The sequence below is a fragment of the Geotalea toluenoxydans JCM 15764 genome, from assembly GCF_001311985.1.
Classification (GTDB): domain Bacteria; phylum Desulfobacterota; class Desulfuromonadia; order Geobacterales; family Geobacteraceae; genus Geotalea; species Geotalea toluenoxydans.
In genome coordinates this window covers 12,966-33,126 of record NZ_BBCJ01000039.1, presented here as the reverse complement: position 1 = coordinate 33,126, position 20,161 = coordinate 12,966, and the positions used below count along the sequence as shown (strand labels likewise).

The window sequence follows — 20,161 nt, the reverse complement described above, 5'->3', positions numbered from 1 at the left end:
AACGTCCCCTCACCCCTCACTCTTCACTCTTCACTCTTCACTCTTCACCCTTCACGCTTGCCGTCCCCGGCTCATCTCCAGGAAATTACGCAGAATCTCCCTGCCCCCCACCGTCAGGATCGATTCGGGATGGAACTGCACCCCCCAGATGGGAAACTCCCGGTGCCTCAGCCCCATGATGTTGCCATCCTCAACCCAGGCCGTCACCTCCAGACAATCGGGAAGCGAAGTGCGCTCCACCACCAGGGAATGATAACGGGTCGCCTCGAAGGGGTTGGTGAGGCCTTTGAACAGCCCCTTGCCGTCGTGGTGTATCTGAGATGTCTTGCCGTGCATCAGGTAATCACAGCGGATTACCTTGCCGCCGAAGGCTGCACCGATGGACTGATGGCCGAGACAGACGCCGAACAAGGGGATTTTTCCGGCAAAATGCCTGATAGCCGGAAGAGATATGCCCGCTTCAACCGGCGTGCATGGTCCGGGGGAAATGACAATCCGCTCCGGCCTCAGCCGCTCGATCTCATCAAGGGTAACCCTGTCGTTACGGAAGACCTGGACCTCCTCGCCCAATTCACCAAAGTACTGGACCAGGTTATAGGTAAATGAATCATAGTTGTCGATCATCAGCAGCATGTGGCTTCCTTCGGAAAGTTCGAGGTTCGAGGTTCGAGGTTCGAAGTCTAGTGTTCAATTACCAGGTTATTCCAGGCCCAGCTCCACTGTTTCTATGGCCTTGACCACCGCCATGGACTTGTTGACAGTCTCCTGGTATTCGGCAGCGGGCACCGAGTCGGCGACTATGCCGGCCCCGGCCTGCAGATGCACCATGCCATCCTTGATCACCAGCGTCCTGATGGCTATGGCCAGATCCATGTTGCCCGAAAAGGAAAAGTAGCCCACGGCGCCGCCATAAACTTCACGCCGCACCGGCTCCAGCTCGTTGATGATCTCCATGGCCCTGACTTTCGGCGCTCCGGAAAGTGTCCCGGCGGGAAATGTCGCCCGCACCACGTCAAAGGCATCCTTACCCTTTTCCAGCTCCCCCTGCACATTGGAAACGATGTGCATGACATGGGAATAGCGTTCCACCACCATCAGCTCGGAAACCTGAACGGTGCCGGTTCTGCAGACCCGGCCCAGGTCGTTTCTCCCCAGATCCACCAGCATCACATGTTCGGCCCGCTCCTTTGGATCGGCGAGCATCTCCTCCTCCATGGCCAGGTCCTCTTCCCCTGTCTTTCCCCTCGGCCTGGTGCCGGCAATGGGGCGAAGTTCAACCGGCTGCCTTCCCTGCGCACCATGACCTCCGGTGAAGCCCCCACCACCAACGTGTCGTCCAGACGGAGAAAAAACATGTACGGAGAAGGGTTGAGGGTCCGCAGCACCCGGTAGATGTCCAGGGGATCGACGGTCAGCTCCGCCGAAAAGCGCTGGGACAGCACCACCTGGAAAATGTCCCCAGCCCGCACGTACTCCTTGCTTTTTTCCACAGCCTTTTCAAAATCATTCCTGCTGATCCCGGACTTGAAAGAACATTTTTTTGCCAGGGGGGCAGAAACCGGTGCCGGCAGCGGTGTTTTCAGCTTTCTGATGAGTGCATCGATCTTTGCCATCGCCTCTGCATAGGCGGCCTCCACCGTCTTGCCGCTGTCCAGATGGGCATTGGAAACGATCTTGATCTTTTGGCTGACATTGTCGAAGATGAGAATGGTGTCGGTGATGACAAAGTAGGAATCGTAGGCGCCGATGACTGCTGGTTTTGCCGCCGGCAGTTCTTCAAAATGGCGCACCATGTCATAGCCCAGGTAACCGACGGCCCCGCCGAAAAAACGGGGAACTCCCTCGATCATGACCGGCTGATAACGGCTGAGGTGATCACGGACAAAACCGAGCGGATCGGCACAGGTCAACTGCCGGGCAGCACCGTCTTCGATAATTTCCACATCATTTCCGATGGTACGGATGACAACGGAAGGATTGGAGCCGAGGAAGGTATAACGTGCCCATTTCTCCCCCCCTTCGATACTCTCCAGTAGAAATGCATATTTGCCGTCGTCAATCTTCTTGAAGGCGCTGACCGGGGTATCAAGATCGGCCATGATCTCCCGGTAGACGGGGATAAGATTGCCCTTTGCGGCAAGGGTGCGGAATGCGGCTAAATCGGGGTAATACATTGGAGCCCCCGTGGACAGGGTGAGGATGTGGTAGTGCTCTGATTAAAACGGAAAGGATTTAAATAGCATAGAGGCCGGAAGGTGTCAAGGAATGGGGGCTGATTGGGACAGGGTAAAGTAAAAAGTGGCGCCTTTGCCCACCTCCCCCTCACCCCAGACACGTCCTCCGTGGCGGTGGATGATGCGCTGGACCGTGGCAAGGCCGATGCCGGTTCCCTCAAAATCGGTTTCACTGTGCAGCCGCTGAAATGCACCGAAAAGCTTCCCCGAATAGGTCATGTCGAAACCGACGCCATTATCCCTGACAAAAAATATCTGCTCTCCCTCCTTGAAAATGCTGTCGAATTCGATGGAGGCTTCCTGCTTTTTGGAGGTATATTTCCAGGCATTTCCCAGCAGATTTTCCATCACAAGTCGCAACAGGTTTCTGTCACCGCTGACGACAATATCCGCTACACTCTTGAATGAAGCATCTCTCTGGGGCGCTGTCTCTTTGAACATCTCTATGATGGACCAGGCCATTTCACTCAGGTTTACCTGTTCGTGCTTCATTTCGTTGCGGGATACCCGGGAGAGCTCAAGAAGGTCGTCGATCAGGAGCCCCATACGGTCTGTTGCCGCGCATATCCGCCGCAGGTAATTCTGCCCCTGCTCATCCAGTGACGCCAGACAATCTTCGAGAAGTGCCTGGCTGAAACCATTGATGTGACGCAGTGGCGCACGCAGATCGTGGGAAACGGAATAGCAGAACGATTCAAGTTCCTTGTTTGCCGTTTCCAGCTGCAGGGTTCGCTCGGCCACCCGTTGTTCCAGCTCTTCGTTCAGGCGTCGAACCTCTGCATGACTCTTCGACAGTTCATCCTGGCTGTGCAGATACTCATCGATCTGCTGACGGAGTTCCTCTTCAATGGAAGTCAACTCCTCGTTCCGCTCCATCAGCTCTTCTTCCCGCTTGTTGATGCGTCGGCCATATAGGCAAAAGCTCCCGAAAGCGCCTCGATCTCCCGGAATTCTCCGGGTACCGGAACAAGGGAATAATCGCCTCCGGCAAGCTTCTGGGCGTTGGTCATGAGCCGGTTCAGGGGAAGGAGAATTTTGTTCAGGCTCCAGGTAGCTGCCAGAACAGAGAAAAAAAGCGCTGCCAGAAGACCGAGCAAGAATATTCTTTCCGTTTTTTTCACCAGTGCATAGGCCTCTTCCACGTCATGGGCAACAACGACCAGCCACCCGGTTTCGGGAATTTGTACGGCGGTTCCTTCCTTTTCCTTACCTAAAAAGGTGTAACGATAGGTGCCGAATCGACCGGCAAGACCGTCTCTGATAATGGGAAGATTATTCAGATTGAACTGCTGCCGGACAACTCTTTCATCGGGATGGGCGATGACGTTGCCGGCCCTGTTGACTACATAGACATAACTGTAGGACGTGTTGTCCAATTGTTTGGTAATGTTCGTCAACTCCCTCAGATTGACATTGGCGATGACAAGTCCGCCGTCGATGGGAACAGACACCGCAACTGTAGGTTCACCACTGATGGGCGAAATGAAGGTTCCCGACCAATAGATCTCCCCCTCCCGACTGGCCTTGCGGTAAAAGTCCTGGCCGGTGAAATCTATTCCCAGGTAGTTCTCCCTGATCATTCCAGATGCTCTTCTGTAGCCCACATGGCTGACCTTGCCCCGTGCATCCAGGACGAAAATCGATTCGAAGAATTCATCCGCAGCAATTTCTGCGTTCAGGATCAGGTCCAGATTCTTGCTTTTTTTCAACGCCGGATCCATGTCCAGCTGTTCTGCCAGCTGCCTGACTATCTTCAGCTGGCCCTCAAGGTGACTGTTCACTTCACCGGAAACGGCCGTTGCCAAATTCTTGTTCTGGCGGGAAATATCGTTGCGCAAATCCTGAAAAAGGAAACGGTCGGCAACCAGACCGATAACTATGATCGGTGTTAATACGGTCAACAAGGTAATTATAAATAGTGCATTTTTCAAGGTAATCTTCTTTTTCACGTTTTATCTCACCCTCTGGAAGGTACCATTTTTAATTACCATAAGAAAAGGTGTACGCTTGGGGTCACCGAATCTGTCTATCATTATTTGATCCTGCAAGCCATTGAAATTTGCCATTGACAGAATTGTCTGTTTCAGCTTTTTCGGGTCGCTGTCCCGGGTCAGTGCTGAAAAAACCAGTTTCGCCGAATCATATGCATGTACCGAAGCAAAAGTCGGCTCGCGCCGGAATCTCTCCCGATAGTTTTTTCTGAACGCCACATATGCAGGTTGGTCGCTATTGCGATCAAAGGTCTGGAAAAAGTTGATACCTTCAACGGCGGTTCCCCCCTGACTCAACAACTCGTCAGTGGTTGACCATTCGGAAACGATGATCGGCAGTCCAAAGCCTGATCTACGCAAGTGCTGGCAGATCATTGCCGTATCCATGGCGCCTGCGATAATGAACAGCCCCTGGGAACCACCGGCCTTGATCTGTTCTGCCAGGTGCGAAAAGTCAGCTTTTCCTCTTGAAGGGAAATTCCTGGACGATGCGTCCTCCCAGACGCTGATGGTTTTCTCTGAAATATTTATACCAACCCATGGTGTGGGCTTCGTTTGAAATGTCATAGGCGACGGAAATGGAACGAATGCCCAGCTTTTCAACGGCATGGGTGGAGAGAAGGTGCGCCACGTGGCTGCTGGGAGGGTAAACCCTCAGAAAGTAATCATCGATGCCGGTAAGGTCATTACTGCTGGTGGTTGGACTGAGCATGACCAGATGCGCACGGTTGACGACGGGAAGACCGGCCACTGACATGACACTGGTCATATGGCCGATGACTGCAACGGCGCCGGCATCCACAAGTTCCTGATCCACCTTCTGCGCCTGTTGCGGATCCTGGGCATCGTCCTTTGACAGAAGTTCTATTTTTCTGCCAGCTATTCCTCCTCCGGCATTTAATTCCTCCACCGCCAGCACGACGCCATCTCGACCGGCAATACCAAGATCGGCAAATTTCCCGGTCAAAGGCCCTGCATAACCGAGATAAATGGGCTTCCTGTCCCGGCAGCCGGTCAGCACCAAAACCGTCAGCAAAAGAATCGTGCTAACAAGCTGTGGGAAAAAACGTTTGGTCATAATATTCCCCCTTCCGTGGCAGAATCTCGCGGAATACTACATAACATGTCGGCTGTAGCGGGAAGGAACTAAATGAAAACATATTATAGTTTTGCTGGTTAATTGTCCATAATTAGTATCTTTACTACATTCGGAAGGAAATAATGTAAATTGCACCTTGAAAAATGAGGCGACAATGATTAGTTTGTTCAGGACCGACCTACTTTTGCAAAAGGAGAAAAACCGTTCATGACCAAAAGCACGAAAAAGTTCGAAACCGAAGTCCAGCAGCTCCTTGACCTGGTTATACACTCGCTCTATTCCAACAAGGACATCTTCCTGCGCGAGCTCGTCTCCAACGCCTCCGACGCAATAGATAAAATCAAATTCGAGTCACATTCAAACATGGATCTTCTGGAGGGGAATGCCGACTGGAAGGTCAAACTCATAGCAGACAAGAGCGCCGGCACCCTGACGATCCGCGACAACGGTATCGGTATGAATAGGGCCGAGGTTGAGGAAAACATCGGCACCATTGCCCGCTCCGGCACCCGCGCTTTCATGGACAACCTGAAGGGTAAGAACCTCCAGGACAACCCCGAGTTGATCGGCCAGTTCGGCGTCGGCTTCTATGCTTCTTTCATGGTGGCCGACAAGGTGACACTGATCACCCGCAAGTCGGGGGATAAGAATGCCGCCTGCTGCTGGGAATCCACCGGCGACGGCAGCTATACCATCGAAGACTGCGAAAAAGAGACGCGCGGCACCGACATCACCCTGCACCTCAAGGAAGAGATGAAGGAATATCTGGACGAATGGAAGATCCGCGGCATCATCAAGAAATATTCAGATTATGTGCAGTATCCTATCGTTATGGACATTACCAGGGAAGAGCCGGTCAAGGGGGTGGACGGCAAGGTCATTGAAGGTGGCGGCACCATCGAAAAGACCACCGAAGAGACCTTGAACTCCATGAAAGCCATCTGGACCAGGCCCAAGAGCGAAATCACCGAAGAGGAGTATGAAGAGTTCTACAAACATATCTCCCACGACTACGACAAACCCTTCCGCACTATCCACTACTCGGCGGAGGGCACCAGCGAGTTCAAGGCGCTGGTCTACATCCCCGGCCACAAGCCCTTCGACCTCTTCATGCGCGACCACAAAAAGGGCATCCATCTTTATGTGAAACGGGTTTTCATCACCGACAACTGCGAAGCGCTGGTTCCCGATTACCTGCGCTTCATGAAGGGGGTAGTCGATTCCAGCGACCTGCCCCTCAACGTCTCCCGCGAGATACTCCAGGAAGATGTGCAAATCAAACGGATCGAGAAGAATCTGGTGGGCAAAATCCTCTCCACCCTGGCGGAGACAAAGGAGAAGACACCGGAGGATTACCTGAAATTCTACCGGGAGTTCGGGCCGGTACTAAAGGAAGGGATCCATTTCGACTTTGCAAACAAGGAGAAGCTGCAGGACCTGATCCTTTTCGAAAGCTCAAAGACCGATAGCGGAAACTTCGTCTCCCTGAAGGAATATGTGGAGCGCATGCCTGAGAACCAGAAGGAGATCTATTACATCACCGGCCCTTCCCGCTCAGGCTTGAAAATTCACCACACCTGGAAATATTCCGCAAGAAGGGCTTCGAAGTCCTGTATATGACCGATCCCGTGGACGAGTGGGTGGTGCAGAGCCTGACTGAATACGACGGCAAGAAGCTCCATGCCGTTGACCGTGGCGACCTGGAACTGGACAGCGAAGAAGAGAAAAAGGAAAAGGAAGCAAAGCAGGAAGAGGCAAAGAAACAGTACCAGGGCGTTCTGGACTACATCAAGGAACAGTTGAAGGACAAGGTGAAGGAGGTTCGCTTTTCCAACCGCCTCACCGACAGCGCCTGCTGTCTCGTTGCCGATCAGCATGGCCTCAATGCAAATATGGAAAAAATCCTCAAGGCAATGAATCAGGATGTGCCCGAGTCCAAGCGGGTGCTGGAACTGAACCCGGACCATCCGCTGATGCAGGTACTGAACGGGCTCTACGAGAAGGACAAGGAAAATCCGAAACTGGCCGATTACTGCGGGCTGCTCTACGACCAGGCGTTGTTGACCGAAGGCTCGCCAATCCCCGACCCGCTCCGTTTCACCCGGCTTATTGCCGAGTTGATGGTGAAAGCCGCATAAACCGGTCCCGCCCCTACCCCCGCCCATCAAGCATAAAAAACCCTCTCCCCTGGTGGGAGAGGGTCAGGGAGAGGGGTAGCCACCCGCCTCAAATACCTTTATCAGGCCACCTTGAAGAATGCCGACCCTGCCGCACCGCAGACAACGCATTTGTCCGGTGCTCCACGCTCCACCGTATGTCCGCAGACCGGGCAGACATAATAATCGAACTCCTCTGCCGCAGCCCCCAGCGTATCCAGCGCTTTCTGGTATAGCTCCGCATGAACCTTCTCCACGGCATTGGCGAAGGTGAACGAACGCCTCGCCTCTGTGGCCCCCTCCAGCTCGGCGTCGGCAATCATCTGCGGATACATGTTCTTGAACTCGTGGGTTTCGCCGGCGATGGCCTCAACGAGATTCTCCCTGGTGCCGTTGATCCCCTTTAAAGCCCTCAGGTGATTGTGAGCATGTATGGTCTCAGCCTCGGCAGCAGCGCGGAAAAGCCTTGCCACCTGGGAAAAACCATCCTTCTCGGCCTGTTTGGCAAAGGCAAGATACTTGCGATTGGCTTGTGATTCACCGGCAAAGGCCTCTTTCAGGTCATTTTCCGATTTAGGGGTGTTTGACATTGTATCCTCCTGAGTGTTATTGCATGGGTTCGGGGGTAAATAATATCACATGGGGTGAAAATGCAAGAGGGAAGGGAAAAAAAGGTTACAACCTGATCAGGTCCTCATGTTCCTCCTCATGGGGTTGATATGGATCATTACGTCCCCCACGTTGGCAAAACGATCGAAAATCAGCTTTTTCACCTGTGTGGCAATGGCATGGGACTGCTTGACCGTCATCTCCGGATCCATATCCAGCTTGAGATCGATAATCACATATTGACCGGAGCGGCGGCCCTTTATTTCATGCACATGCTCGACACCTTCGACCCCTTCTGCAAGCATTATCATGGCTCGAAGGATCTCCTGGGGGGGTTGGCCGTCCATGAGGTCGTGGGCAGCGCCGCTGAAGGTCTGGTAGCCGATATGGAAAATAAAGAACGAGGTGAGGCCTGCGGCCAGCGGGTCCATTACCCTGAAGCCGAAAAAGGCGCCGGTAACCCCCATCAGTGTGGCAATGGAGGTGACGGCATCTTTGCGATGATCTTTTGCAATGGCCATGACGGCAGGGCTCCCCAGATCCCCCCCGACCCTGAGGGAAAAGCGGCACAGCCACTCCTTGATCAGTATGGTAACAAAAGCAGCCAGCACGGCAATCAACTGTGGCTCCTCGTACACTCCGGCAGAGATAGTTTTCACAGCTTTGTAGAGAATGCCGAAACCGGTGATAAAGATGACCAGCGAAACGATAATGGCGGATATGCTCTCGGCCCGGCCATGACCGTAGGGATGTTTTTCATCGAAGGGCTTTCTCCCGATCTTCAGGGCTATGATGGTTGTCAACAGGGCGATGAAATCGCAGGCGCTCTCCACGCCGTCGGCAAAGACCGCTTCGGAACCGCCGAAATGCCCTGCCGCGATCTTCATTATCATCAGCACCGCATTCATCCAGAAGCCAAGTCTGATGACCCGGTCGGCCTCGTTGAAACGCTCGGCCCTTTGCACTATGCTCCCCCTGCCCTGCGCAGATCCTTCACCGTCAACTGCAAAGAACTTCTGCCATTCCAGTTATTTATAGCAGGGGAAAAGGCCAGGTCAATGCGTTCTCCCACTGAAACCCTCCCTGCCATGGAAAAGGCGATCGCCTCGAATTTCTTCGCCTCAACCTGCAGGCGTAATTTCAGATGGGTATCCTTCACTATCCGGCTCTCCAGGACCTCCACATCCTGGAGGAGAAACACTGGTTCCGGGTTCCCCATACCAAAAGGCTTCATCCGCTCCAGTTCCGACACCAGATCCAGGGTAAGATCTTCTGCCTTCAGCTCGGCATCGATCAAAAGCACCGGTATCAGATCCTCTGGGGTGAGCAGCCCGTCGGCTATCTTATCGAACCTTTCGACAAATGCTTCCAGGGTCTCTTCGGCAATTGCAAGCCCGGCTGCATGTTTGTGACCGCCGAATTTCACCAGATGCTCGGCGCAGGCAGTCAGTGCCTCGTGCAGGTGAAAGCCGGCGATACTGCGGCCGGAACCTTTGCCATTGCCGTCTTTCAACGCAATGAGAATCGTCGGGCGGTGGTAGATATCCACCAGCCTGGATGCCACGATACCTATCACTCCCGAATGCCACTCTTCCGAGGCAAGAACAATGCTTTTCCTCCCTTTGAAGGTTGCATCATCCCTCACCATCTGCAGGGCATCATTCAGTATCTCCCGCTCCACAGCCTGCCGCTCGGCATTGCTGGTATCCAGAGCTGCCGCCAAAGGCTCTGCGCTCTTCAGATCTTTGCAGAGAAGAAGTTCCACAGCCATTGCAGCGTTCTCCAACCGTCCCGCAGCATTTAGCCTGGGAGCCAGGCGGAAACCCACCGCGCCGCAGCCTACATCTCCTGTTATCCCGGCAACCCTCTTCAATGCCTGGATACCCGGCCGATGGGATTGGCTTAACTCCATCAAACCATACCTGGCAAGGATCCGGTTTTGATCGATGAGCGGAACAACGTCGGCAATGGTGCCAAGGGCCACCAGATCAAGATATTCCCGCAGATTTGGCTCTGCTCTGCCGGAGAAGAAACCCTCTGCCCGAAGGCGGCTTCTCAGGGCAATGACCAGGTTGAATGCAACGCCGACCCCGGCGAGAGCTTTGAATGGATAGTTGCATCCCTTCCGGTTGGGATTAATGACGGCGCAGGCATCGGGCAGGGCTTCCCCGGGTGTGTGATGATCGGTGATAATCAGGTCGATGCCGGCTTCGGCACAGAGCTTGGCCTCGGCCAGTGCGGTGATGCCGCAGTCGACGGTCACCATGACGTCCGTTTTGAGTCGGGCAGCCTTATCTACGGCGTCTGCAGAAAGGCCATAACCATCAACGAGGCGATCCGGAATGATATAACAGGCATCGATACCGATGGTCCGGAAAAAGGTAAGCAGCAGCACCACCGAGGTTATACCATCCACATCGTAGTCGCCATGAATGCAGACCTTTTCCTTGCCGACCGCGGCCCGTAAAAGCCTTTCCACCGCAGATTCCATACCGAGCAGCAGATATGGGTCGTGAAGTTCGGCGAGGCTTGAGGTAAAGAACGAAGCAGCTGCTTTACAGTCGCAGGGGACGCGGTTAAGAAGCAGCCTTGCAAGAAGAGGGGAAGCGACCCCCGCACTCACAAGCCGCTCCACATCATCCGGCTCGCTCTTTCTCAGCTCCCACCTTTTTTCCAGTTTATTGCGCATCGATTCTTTCCAGGCAAAATTTCCATAAAAAAAGACCCCGCCGAGGCGGGGTCTTTTACTGAATCGGCATCCTACTTCGAACCTGATTTGAGCTGGTCCATTTGCATTTTTATCTGTTGAGCCGTCGGACTTGTTGAATCCAGTTCAAGATAACGGGTCCAGGCCTTCACAGCCTTGTCCGGCTGTTTCAGATCGAAGGCGTAGACCACCCCCAGATTGTAGAGACTCTGCAGGTGCCTGGGATCCACCTGCTGGGCCTTCTCAAAGTTGGCTATTGCCTTGTCGAACCAGCCGATTTTCCGGTACATGATACCCTGGTCTGTCAGAACGTTAGTGTTGGTGGGATCAAGTTCCAAAGCCTTGGCATAGGCATCGACAGACTTTTTTGCCTGATCGGTGTCGAAATAATCGTTGCCCAGTTGGATCCATGCCTGGAGATTCTTCGGGTCGGCGGCAACAATTTTTTCCGCTTCGGTTATTCTCTGTTGGTAATCGGTGGGGGAACCGGCTCCCTGCGGCACTCCGCCGGTAACAGGTACATTATCTTTTTTTGAGCTGACACTGAAGATGAGGAACCCGCCGAGAAGACCGATGATCAATGCTACTGCTATTCCCAGAATGCTTTCCTTACTCATGCTCAAGAACCTCCTTTAGGCTTTAACTTGACCGGGGGTCTTTTCCCACAGAGCAACTATGGGGCTGGCGACAAAGATGGAGGAATAGGTAGCAACAACAACCCCCACAACCAAAGCAAATGCGAAATCGTGGATTACCTCCCTCCGAACAGCAGCAGGGAAATGGCCGCCAGAAATGTCGTCAGCGAGGTAATTATGGTTCGAGACATAACCTCGTTGATACTCTGGTTGAAGATGGTGAACATGTGCTCTTTCAAGTTCTTATGCATGTTTTCCCTGATTCGGTCAAAAACGACAACCGTGTCGGTGAGGGAATAGCCGGCGATGGTCAGTGCTGCGGTTACAAGCAGCAGATTCACCTCTTTGTTAAGAACAAAGAAGATGGCAAAGATTGCCAGCACGTCATGCATGGTGGCAACAACGGCGCCGATGCCGAATTTGTAGTCAAAGCGCCAGGCTATGTAAATAATTATGCCCAGCATGGATATGGCCACGGCAACAAGCGTGTCCTTGCGCAGTTTGTCCCCTATTGACGGTCCGATCTCAGTGGAACTTTCAACAGTAAAAGGATTGGCGGCGAAGTCCTTTTTCAGGGCTTCCTGGACTGAATCAGCCACATTACCCGTACTTTTCCGCATTTTGATCAGCAGTTTGTTGCCTTCCTTTATTTCCTGCAACTCGGCATTTTCTATCCCGTTTTTGGCCAGGCTGCTTCTGACGCTTTCCATGGTAAAGGGCGCAGAAAACTTCAGCTGCATGGCGGTGCCGCCGGAAAAATCGATCCCCATGTTGGCAGCTCCCCTGGCAATCTGGATGATGCTGATGAGACCGATAATGGCAATTATGGCTGATATGGCAAAGGAGATTTTCCTCATGCCAATGAAATCGATTTTTGTCTTACCGATGAATTCCATAGTTCATTCCCCCTATATACTCAGTCTTTTCACATTCTTGCGCTCGAGGAAAAGATCGAAGATCACCCTGGTTGCCAGGAGCGAAGTGAAGAGGTTTATGATGATACCAAGGCTCAGGGAAACGGCGAATCCCTTGACCGGGCCGGTGCCGAACTGGAAAAGCACGGCTGCCGTGATCAGCGTAGTGACATGGGAATCCATGACGGTCAGGAATGCTTTGTCATAGCCGGCATCCAGCGCAGCCTTTGCCGTCTTGCCCAGCCGCAGCTCCTCCCTGATCCTTTCGAAGATGAGAACGTTCGAGTCCACTGACATGCCGACCAGCAGAACGATAGCGGCAATGCCGGGTAGCGTCAGTGTAGCACCCAGAGCAGCAAGTGCCCCCATCAGATAAACGATGTTCAGGACCATCCCCATATTGCAACAAGCCCGGAGAGTTTATAGTAGACTGCCATGAAACAGATGACGAGAGCCACACCGATGAGACCGGCGATCAACCTTTGTTGATGGAATCCTGGCCAAGGGAAGGACCAACGGTCACATTCTGGATGATTTTGACCGGTGCAGGCAGTGATCCGGCACGAAGGACTATTCCCAGGTCGGAGGCTTCCTTCTCTGTAAAGGAACCGGAGATCTGGGCACTCCCCCCCGAGATGCGCTCGCGAATCACCGGAGCGGAATAGATATTGTTGTCGAGAACAATGGCAAAGCGCTTGTTCACATTGGCTGCAGTTACCTGATCAAAAAGCCTGGCGCCGGTTGAGTTGAATTCTATGGCCACATAGGGCTGGTTGTATTGGGAGTCGATCCGCACCTGGGCATCGGTAAGAAGGTCTCCCGTTATCATTGCCTTTCTCTTCACCACCAGAGGAGTCTCGGACACTGCTCCGGTGGCAGGATCAGTCTTCTTCTCGTAAAGAATTTCATCATCTTCGGGGATCGTGGAAGGGGTTGCCGTAACGGCGTTGACGTTTTCATCCACCAGCTTGAATTCAAGACGTGCGGTCTTGCCGATCAGCTCGATGGCCCGCTTCGGGTCCTTGATGCCGGGAAGCTGCACGACCACATGATTTATCCCTTCACGCTGAATAACCGGCTCTGAAACGCCGAACTGGTCGATCCTGTTGCGGATGGTTTCCAGCGCCTGCTGTACAGCCTTGTCCTTCCTGACCTGAGCCTCTTTCTCGTTTATTCTCAGCTGCAGATTTACAAAGCCCCCCTCATCAAACAGGGGGAGCAGTTCAAGGTCCGGGTACTTTTTCTTTACCAGCTTCTGCACGGTATCGGCAGAACCACGGTCATAAAGCACAAGCTGTACGCGATCGGAACCGATCCTGCCCACCCGCTTGAAGCGGATATTCTGGGCATTGAGACTGTCCTCAAGGTCGGTGGAGATCAGATCCAGCGAACCTTCAACCGCTTTCTGGGTCTCCACTTCCATAACCAGGTGGCTCCCCCCCTGCAGGTCAAGGCCCAGGTGGATCTTATCCTTGGGCAGAACTCCCCACCAGGACGGCAGCTTGGGAACCAGCGTCGGGGTCATGTAGAGGAAAGAAATCAAAAGGAAGCCAACAATCAGGCTGATTCGCCAGGTAAAACCCTTGCTCATGGATGAAGCTCCTTTCACTAATCAGATCAGTCTTTTTTCAGGCTGGCGATGAAACCTTTGTTTATTTTGACATTTACCCCGGTGGCCACTTCAAGGGTAACGACATTTTCATCGATGGCAGTCACCTTGCCGTGCATGCCGCCGGCGGTGATCACCTGATCTCCCTTTTTAAGGGAATCAAGCAGAGTACGGTGTTCCTTTGCTTTTTTCTGCTGTGGGCGGATGAGGAGAAAATAAAAAATGGCAAACATGAAAATCAGCGGCACAAGGTTCATCAGGGCAGACTGCCCACCACCGGCAGCCTGTCCACCGGCAGGTGTTCCCATCGCAAAAGCCAAACCAAACATTGTCGAACCTCCATTTATAGTTTTGTGTAAGCTTCCTGTTCCCTTTTTTCAGGCATATAAATATATTACAGAGTACCGTCAGTACCAGATCTTTTTTCGTAAAATTTTTTCTGAAGCCAGCAAACCTGTCCTCTGCAATGGCCTTCCTCGCCGACTCCATGAGTGAGAGATAGTAGTGAAGGTTATGCCAGGTATTCAAGCGTGAAGCCAGTATCTCACCGCTACGGAACAGGTGACGAAGATAAGCGCGGCTGTAATTCCTGCAGACGTAACAGTCGCATTCCGGATCGATGGGAAGACTGTCTTCTGCATAGCGGGCACCTTTGATGTTCAACCTGCCGAATGAGGTAAAGACCATGCCGTTCCTGGCATTCCTGGTTGGCATGACGCAGTCGAACATATCGAAGCCTGCATTGATCCCCTCTATCAGGTCCTCCGGTGCGCCGATTCCCATGACATAGCGGGGCTTGTCCATGGGAAAGAAGGGAGCCGAAAAGTTCATGACCTCATGCATCAGCTTCTTCTCTTCACCTACGGAAACCCCACCCAAGGCGTAGCCGTCAAAGCCTATTTCCTGCAGTGCCATGCGCTCCGCTCTCGCAGTTCGGGCACCATCCCCCTGAACAATGCCGAACAGTGCCTGATCCTTGCCCTTTTTGGCGTTCTTGCAGCGCAGTGCCCAGCGCGTGGTCATCTCCATGGATTTGGCCACATAGGCGTAGTCCGCCGGGTATGGCGGGCATTCGTCGAAGCACATCATTATATCGCTGCCCAGGGCCTCCTGGATGGCGATAGAGGTCTCCGGCGATATGAAGTGATAGGATCCGTCCAGGTGGGACTGGAATTTGACACCCTCTTCGGTTATCTTGCGCAGTTCCCCCAGGCTGAAAACCTGAAACCCACCACTGTCGGTCAGAATTGGCCCCTGCCAGTGCATGAACCGATGGAGTCCACCCAACCGCGCCACCAGCTCATGGCCGGGACGCATGTAAAGATGGTAGGTATTGGCCAGGATGATCTGAGCACCGGCCTGAACCAGTTCCTCCGGGGTCATCGCCTTGACCGTTGCCTGGGTACCGACCGGCATGAAAATAGGCGTATCGATCCTGCCGTGGGGTGTTGTCAAAGAACCGAGCCTGGCACCGCTGGTGCTGCAGGTTTTTATGAGATTAAAATGTATGGCCGACAATTAAACCTTCAATAAATAAACATCGCATCACCGTAGCTGAAAAAGCGGAGCTTTCTCCTGACCGCCTCGGCGTATGCGTTGAAAAGCCTGTCTCGACCTGCAAATGCTGAAACGAGCATCAGCAGGGTTGATTCTGGCAGATGGAAGTTAGTGATCAGGGCATCCACAGTCTTGAATGCATAGCCGGGAACGATGAAAATATCCGCCTCCCCCTCTTTTGCCTCAAGGCTGCCATCTTCTGCAGCGGCGTGTTCCAGAGCTGGTGGTTGTCGTACCAAGGGCAATCACACGCTTCCCTGCTTTTTTCCTGTCAGTGATGGCCTTTGCCGTTGTCTCCGGTATCCGGTAGTATTCCCGGTGCATCCGGTGTTCGCTCAGATCCTTCACCCTGACAGGCATAAATGTGCCAAGCCCCACGTGCAGAGTCAGAGGCAGGATATCGACCCCCCGTGCCCGGACCTTCTGCAAAAGGCTTTCAGTGAAATGCAGTCCGGCTGTCGGGGCGGCCACAGCTCCCCGCTCCCGGGCAAATACCGTCTGGTATCTTTCCCCATCGATTACATTTGCCGGTCGGCGGATGTAAGGAGGGAGCGGCATGCTGCCGATCATCTCAAGGCGGTCGAGAAAGCCTTCTTCAGGAGAAAACGAGACAATCCATGTATCATGCTCGCTCCGCTCCACGATCCGGGCCGTAACCCCTTCCGATAGAATGATCAGCGATCCGGGCGCGGGTGATTTCGAGCACTTTATCAGACATTGCCACACCTGTCCTGCTTCGTCCCTGCGCCTGACAAGGAACACCTCCGCCTTACCGCCTGTTTCCTTCCGGCCCAGCAGCCTGGCCGGTATCACTCTCGTGTCGTTTATCACCAACAGGTCGCCGGCAACAAAATGCTCTGCAATATCGGCTACAACGCCCTCACCGATCTCACCGCTTTTCCTGTCGAGGGTCATCAGGCGGGCCGATTCCCTTCGGTGTGCCGGTTCCTGCGCTATCAGCTCCGGCGGGAGATGATAATTAAAGTCTTTAAGCTGCATGCTCAGTCTGCCGTTATCTTTACCAGTCTGGTGCCTGGATAATAATAGGAAAGAATCTCCCGGTAGTCAAAACCGTCACCGGCCCTCTGTTTTGCCCCCATTGGCAAAGCCCGACCCCATGCCCGTAACCGACCCCGGCAAAGGTTATACCATCAGCGGAAGAACGGATGTCGAAATTGGTACTTTTTATGGTGCTGTAGCCGATTGCCTTACGAAAATTGGCGGCGCCGATGGTGATACGGCCCTTTGCTGAAATTACGGCCACATCCTGCAACCGGCCGCTCCTGTTATGACGCCCGGTTTTGATTTCCCTCAGGCCTGCAGCCTGATAGCCGGCATTTTTCAGTAAAGATTCCAGCTTTTTCAAAGAAATGGTCTGCTCCCACTTTACGGATGGTGCGGCAAGACAGTACTTACAATCAACACCGGGAAGATAAGGCACCACACTTCCCCAGACATTTTCGGCGGCCTCCGTATGTCCACCGCAACTGGAATGGTAGAATGCCTGAATGACGGCGCCGTCATGGGTAAGCACATGGCCGGCAGTCTCCTTGACTCCGCGGGCCGCACGGCTGTCCTCGATGTCGCTACCTGCGTAGACCTGATCCATGACGCTGGATTCCAGATGGTAAAGGGCCCCTTTTCGGGCAGCCTTCTGATATATGGCGTAGGACCGGGCAATTACTGCCTGTGCTTTTACGGCCTCTATGGGCCATTGAGAGGAAATCTCGCAATTGATAAGGCCGACCAGATAGTCTTCAAGGGGCAGTTCATCGACCACGAGCAATCCCTTGTCGGCAGGAAGAATTTCCAGAACCCCACGATAGCCCTTGCCGTTAATGAGTAGGAAGGCAGGTGCGGTTGCCTTCAACCTGCCTACCGTTCTGTTGTTTACAGAGATACCGTCTCTGACCCTTTTGACATGGATCGGCGTCTCGAGCCGCAAAGGCTGTCCATCGCCATCCATGAGCAAAATACCGTTACCTTCCAGAGAAAAGCTCTCAGTTCCCTTAAGAACCGCCACTCTTATGATTTCAGGCCTTGTGTCGACACCAAGGACAGCAGCAGGGAAAAGAACCAGCAGGATTATGATACAGAAAACTCTCAAGAAGTTACCTTTATTACGGCCTTTAAACTGGACGATAAGACCATAGAACACCGGCCAAAGTCAATAATTTTATCATTCAAATTAGGCTATTTTTACTTGACGCATTGGCAAGCGAATTGCTTTACTCATTAATGAAATTGCTTCACCACTGGAAAGCAGATACCCCCCCGCCGGGATATCAGGTGGCTGCTATTGTGTTTCATATTTACGGTAATCGGAAGTGATTGCCATGGATGCCCTGCAGCTACAGAAGGAGAGAGCACCCGACGGAGACAGCAAAGTTTGGATGCATTAACAATATCGGTCGTTTTGCACAATAAGCTGTGCCAATGAAGTAGAATTAACCGCCAAATCGCTCAAAATCATGGGCAAAATGAGAACGAATGTCCAGCAAGAGCAGAATACAGGATAGATGATTAATTCTCTTAAGATAAAAATAATAGGGCTTGTTACCGTTACCATCATAGGCATCGTCTCGCTTGTCTCCTATGTTACCTACAGACAGCAGAAGGAAATGCTCTATGACATGGCAACCTACAATACCAATGTACTCAACGAGACGGTGAAAAACAGCATCAGCGATGCCATGCGTTCTGGCCGGTCCCAGGAAATAAGTGCCATTTTCAGCCGCCTCCGCTCCAAGGAATTCATCTCATCCTGCGTATCGTCGATGAAACGGGCAAGATTCTCATTTCAGCAGACCAGACGGAAATAGGCCATTTTCTACCCGAATACGAACGGCACGAGCTAAAAACGAATTTTCAGCAAAAATTCACCCTTTCCGAAAATCGAAGAGTCTTCGATTCTTTCGCCCGCATTCCCAATAATCCTCTCTGCCATAAATGTCACAGTCCGAGCATCAAACTCTTGGGTTCCTGGAAACGGAACTGTCCATGGGTTATATGGAAAGGTTCCTTGAGAAAGAAAAAAGAACTGCGGCCATTTCGACGGTACTGATCATAGGCTTGATCATTATCGTGGTTTCGGTATTTCTCATTTTTTATGTGGATAAACCGATCAGGAAACTGATTTCAACCATGGAAGAGGTAGAAAAAGGAAACTTCGACCACAGGACCATAATCAGCAGCAGCAATGAAATGCGCATTCTTTCCCAGAGCTTCAATCGCATGGTCGAAAGATTCCGTGACATGATGGAGCCAATATCGTCCATGAGAGGGAGCTGGCCCGGGCACAGGAAAAGCTGAGCCACCACCGCGAAACCCACCTGATGAATCAAAAACTGGAAGAGCAGATCAAGGAAATCGAAACTCTGAATGTTAACCTTGAAGAGCGGATCGAGGAAATCGAAGAAGCAAATTACAAGATTGCCGATCTGGCTGGTGAACTGGAAGACAAGAATACGACCCTGGAAAATGCCGTTTCCAAGCTATCCACTCTTTACAAGGTAGGCCTGGCCATAAATTCCACCATGGAATCGGAGAGCCTTTTCAAGCTGATTGTGAAAACCACTATGGATACACTACGTGCCCAGATCGGCTACATCATACTTTGGGACCAGGAACAGCACGAGATGCTGATTACAACTTTGATCGGACACGACGGGCTTTCCCCTTCGGGTACGGTGTTACCCCGGAAACAGTCCAGCGTCTCCAGCTGGGTTATCGAAAACGGCAAGCCGCTGCTCATTGCCGATATCAATCAAGCTCCGGAATTTGACCGCTTCAGTGCCATGGGTTATGAGCGCAAAACCCTGATCTGTGCTCCTCTCATCGTCAAAAACGAGATTATTGGTACCATTACCGTCGTCAACAAGATCGACAACTCCACCTATAATCATGAGGAACTGGAACTATTTTCCACCATCGCCGCTCAGGCAAGCATCGCCATCAAAAACGCAAAGCTTTATGACGAGCAGCAAAAGACCTATCTGAACACCATTCAGGCACTTGTATCGGCCATTGAAGCCAGCGACAGCTATACCCGTGGCCATTCCGAGCGGGTTACCTACTATAGTCTGGAACTGGCCAAGAAACTGGAGCTGTCCCAGGACCGTCTCAAGATCATCGAAAGGGCAGCGATTCTCCACGACATAGGCAAGATAGGCATTGACCTGACCTTGCTCCACAAGGAAGGAAGGCTGACCGCGGAGGATATCAACGATCTTCAGCAGCACCCCACCATCGGCATGAAGATCCTCGAGCCGATCGAGTTTCTTCAGGATGTAAGGCTTTGCATCGGTCAGCACCATGAACGCTACGATGGCCAGGGTTATCCCAACTCCATTCCCGCATCCGAGTTGCTCCTTGAATCAAAAATTCTCGCCATAGCCGACGCCTTTGATGCAATGACCTCAGACCGCCCCTACCGTAAGGCTCTACCGGTCGAGGTGGCCATCAATGAGTTGTACAGCAACGCCGGCACCCAGTTCGACCCCGAACTTGTACCTCACTTTGTGGACCTTCTCAAGGATTCCCAATTTCAGAGCAGCAGGTAGGCAGAGCCACTGCCATGGCGTGAGCCGTCCGCACTGCAAGACAAAAGTCCCTACGTTCCCTCCAATCCAAAGCATTTGCCCCTCCCGT

At 52.7% G+C, this 20,161-nt stretch carries 8 protein-coding genes and 9 pseudogenes; 2 read left to right on the top strand and 15 right to left on the bottom strand.

Annotation, left to right across the window (positions count from 1 at the left end):
• Positions 1–51: 51 nt before the first annotated feature.
• The 5 genes and pseudogenes from JCM15764_RS19140 to JCM15764_RS25245 all read right to left on the bottom strand — a co-directional run bounded on the left by JCM15764_RS19140 (position 52) and on the right by JCM15764_RS25245 (position 5,303).
• Positions 52–633 carry an anthranilate synthase component II gene (locus JCM15764_RS19140; RefSeq protein ID WP_054698477.1) on the bottom strand — a complete coding sequence of 194 codons (582 nt, stop codon included), beginning with the start codon at positions 631–633 and terminating at the stop codon, positions 52–54.
• A gap of 66 nt (positions 634–699) precedes the next feature.
• Positions 700–2,174 (bottom strand): annotated as a pseudogene (trpE, locus tag JCM15764_RS19135) (anthranilate synthase component I).
• An 84-nt stretch (positions 2,175–2,258) separates the two neighbouring features.
• On the bottom strand, positions 2,259–3,110 hold the full coding sequence (locus JCM15764_RS19130; protein ID WP_054698476.1) for a sensor histidine kinase: 852 nt from the start codon (positions 3,108–3,110) through the stop codon (positions 2,259–2,261).
• Positions 3,110–4,183 carry a HAMP domain-containing protein gene (locus JCM15764_RS19125; protein WP_054698474.1) on the bottom strand — a complete coding sequence of 358 codons (1,074 nt, stop codon included), beginning with the start codon at positions 4,181–4,183 and terminating at the stop codon, positions 3,110–3,112. Before JCM15764_RS19125 ends, JCM15764_RS19130 begins: the two co-directional genes overlap by 1 nt.
• Before the next feature lie 3 nt (positions 4,184–4,186).
• Positions 4,187–5,303, bottom strand: a pseudogene (locus JCM15764_RS25245) (ABC transporter substrate-binding protein).
• Between the two features lie 228 nt (positions 5,304–5,531).
• Between JCM15764_RS25245 and htpG the strand changes: the two are divergent.
• A pseudogene (htpG, locus tag JCM15764_RS19110) lies at positions 5,532–7,462 on the top strand (molecular chaperone HtpG).
• 101 nt (positions 7,463–7,563) lie between these two features.
• Here the strand turns inward: htpG and JCM15764_RS19105 are convergent.
• From JCM15764_RS19105 to JCM15764_RS19060, 10 genes and pseudogenes are all read right to left on the bottom strand, one after another.
• Complete coding sequence (locus tag JCM15764_RS19105) at positions 7,564–8,070, bottom strand: rubrerythrin family protein (RefSeq protein ID WP_054698468.1); 507 nt, start codon at positions 8,068–8,070, stop codon at positions 7,564–7,566.
• Between the two features lie 85 nt (positions 8,071–8,155).
• Positions 8,156–9,054: pseudogene (locus tag JCM15764_RS19100) on the bottom strand (cation diffusion facilitator family transporter).
• Positions 9,054–10,778, bottom strand: coding sequence for a single-stranded-DNA-specific exonuclease RecJ (recJ, locus tag JCM15764_RS19095; protein ID WP_054698466.1), 1,725 nt, complete (start codon positions 10,776–10,778; stop codon positions 9,054–9,056). The pseudogene JCM15764_RS19100 and the gene recJ overlap by 1 nt, the downstream one beginning before the upstream one ends.
• Positions 10,779–10,849: 71 nt before the next feature.
• Entirely contained in the window at positions 10,850–11,413 is a 564-nt protein-coding gene (locus JCM15764_RS19090; RefSeq protein ID WP_054698464.1) for a tetratricopeptide repeat protein, read from the bottom strand.
• A 15-nt stretch (positions 11,414–11,428) separates the two neighbouring features.
• Positions 11,429–12,327 (bottom strand): annotated as a pseudogene (secF, locus tag JCM15764_RS19085) (protein translocase subunit SecF).
• A 12-nt stretch (positions 12,328–12,339) separates the two neighbouring features.
• A pseudogene (gene secD / locus JCM15764_RS19080) lies at positions 12,340–13,936 on the bottom strand (protein translocase subunit SecD).
• Between the two features lie 26 nt (positions 13,937–13,962).
• Complete coding sequence (yajC, locus tag JCM15764_RS19075) at positions 13,963–14,283, bottom strand: preprotein translocase subunit YajC (RefSeq protein ID WP_012648521.1); 321 nt, start codon at positions 14,281–14,283, stop codon at positions 13,963–13,965.
• A 100-nt stretch (positions 14,284–14,383) separates the two neighbouring features.
• A pseudogene (gene tgt / locus JCM15764_RS19070) lies at positions 14,384–15,472 on the bottom strand (tRNA guanosine(34) transglycosylase Tgt); the annotation flags it as partial.
• A gap of 8 nt (positions 15,473–15,480) precedes the next feature.
• A pseudogene (queA, locus tag JCM15764_RS19065) lies at positions 15,481–16,510 on the bottom strand (tRNA preQ1(34) S-adenosylmethionine ribosyltransferase-isomerase QueA).
• 19 nt (positions 16,511–16,529) lie between these two features.
• The gene (locus tag JCM15764_RS19060; protein ID WP_243689436.1) at positions 16,530–17,618 is read right to left on the bottom strand and encodes a SpoIID/LytB domain-containing protein; all 1,089 of its coding nucleotides are present in this window, start codon (positions 17,616–17,618) and stop codon (positions 16,530–16,532) included.
• A gap of 412 nt (positions 17,619–18,030) precedes the next feature.
• Here JCM15764_RS19060 and JCM15764_RS30380 point away from each other — a divergent pair.
• Positions 18,031–20,096: pseudogene (locus JCM15764_RS30380) on the top strand (HD domain-containing phosphohydrolase).
• Positions 20,097–20,161: the final 65 nt, after the last annotated feature.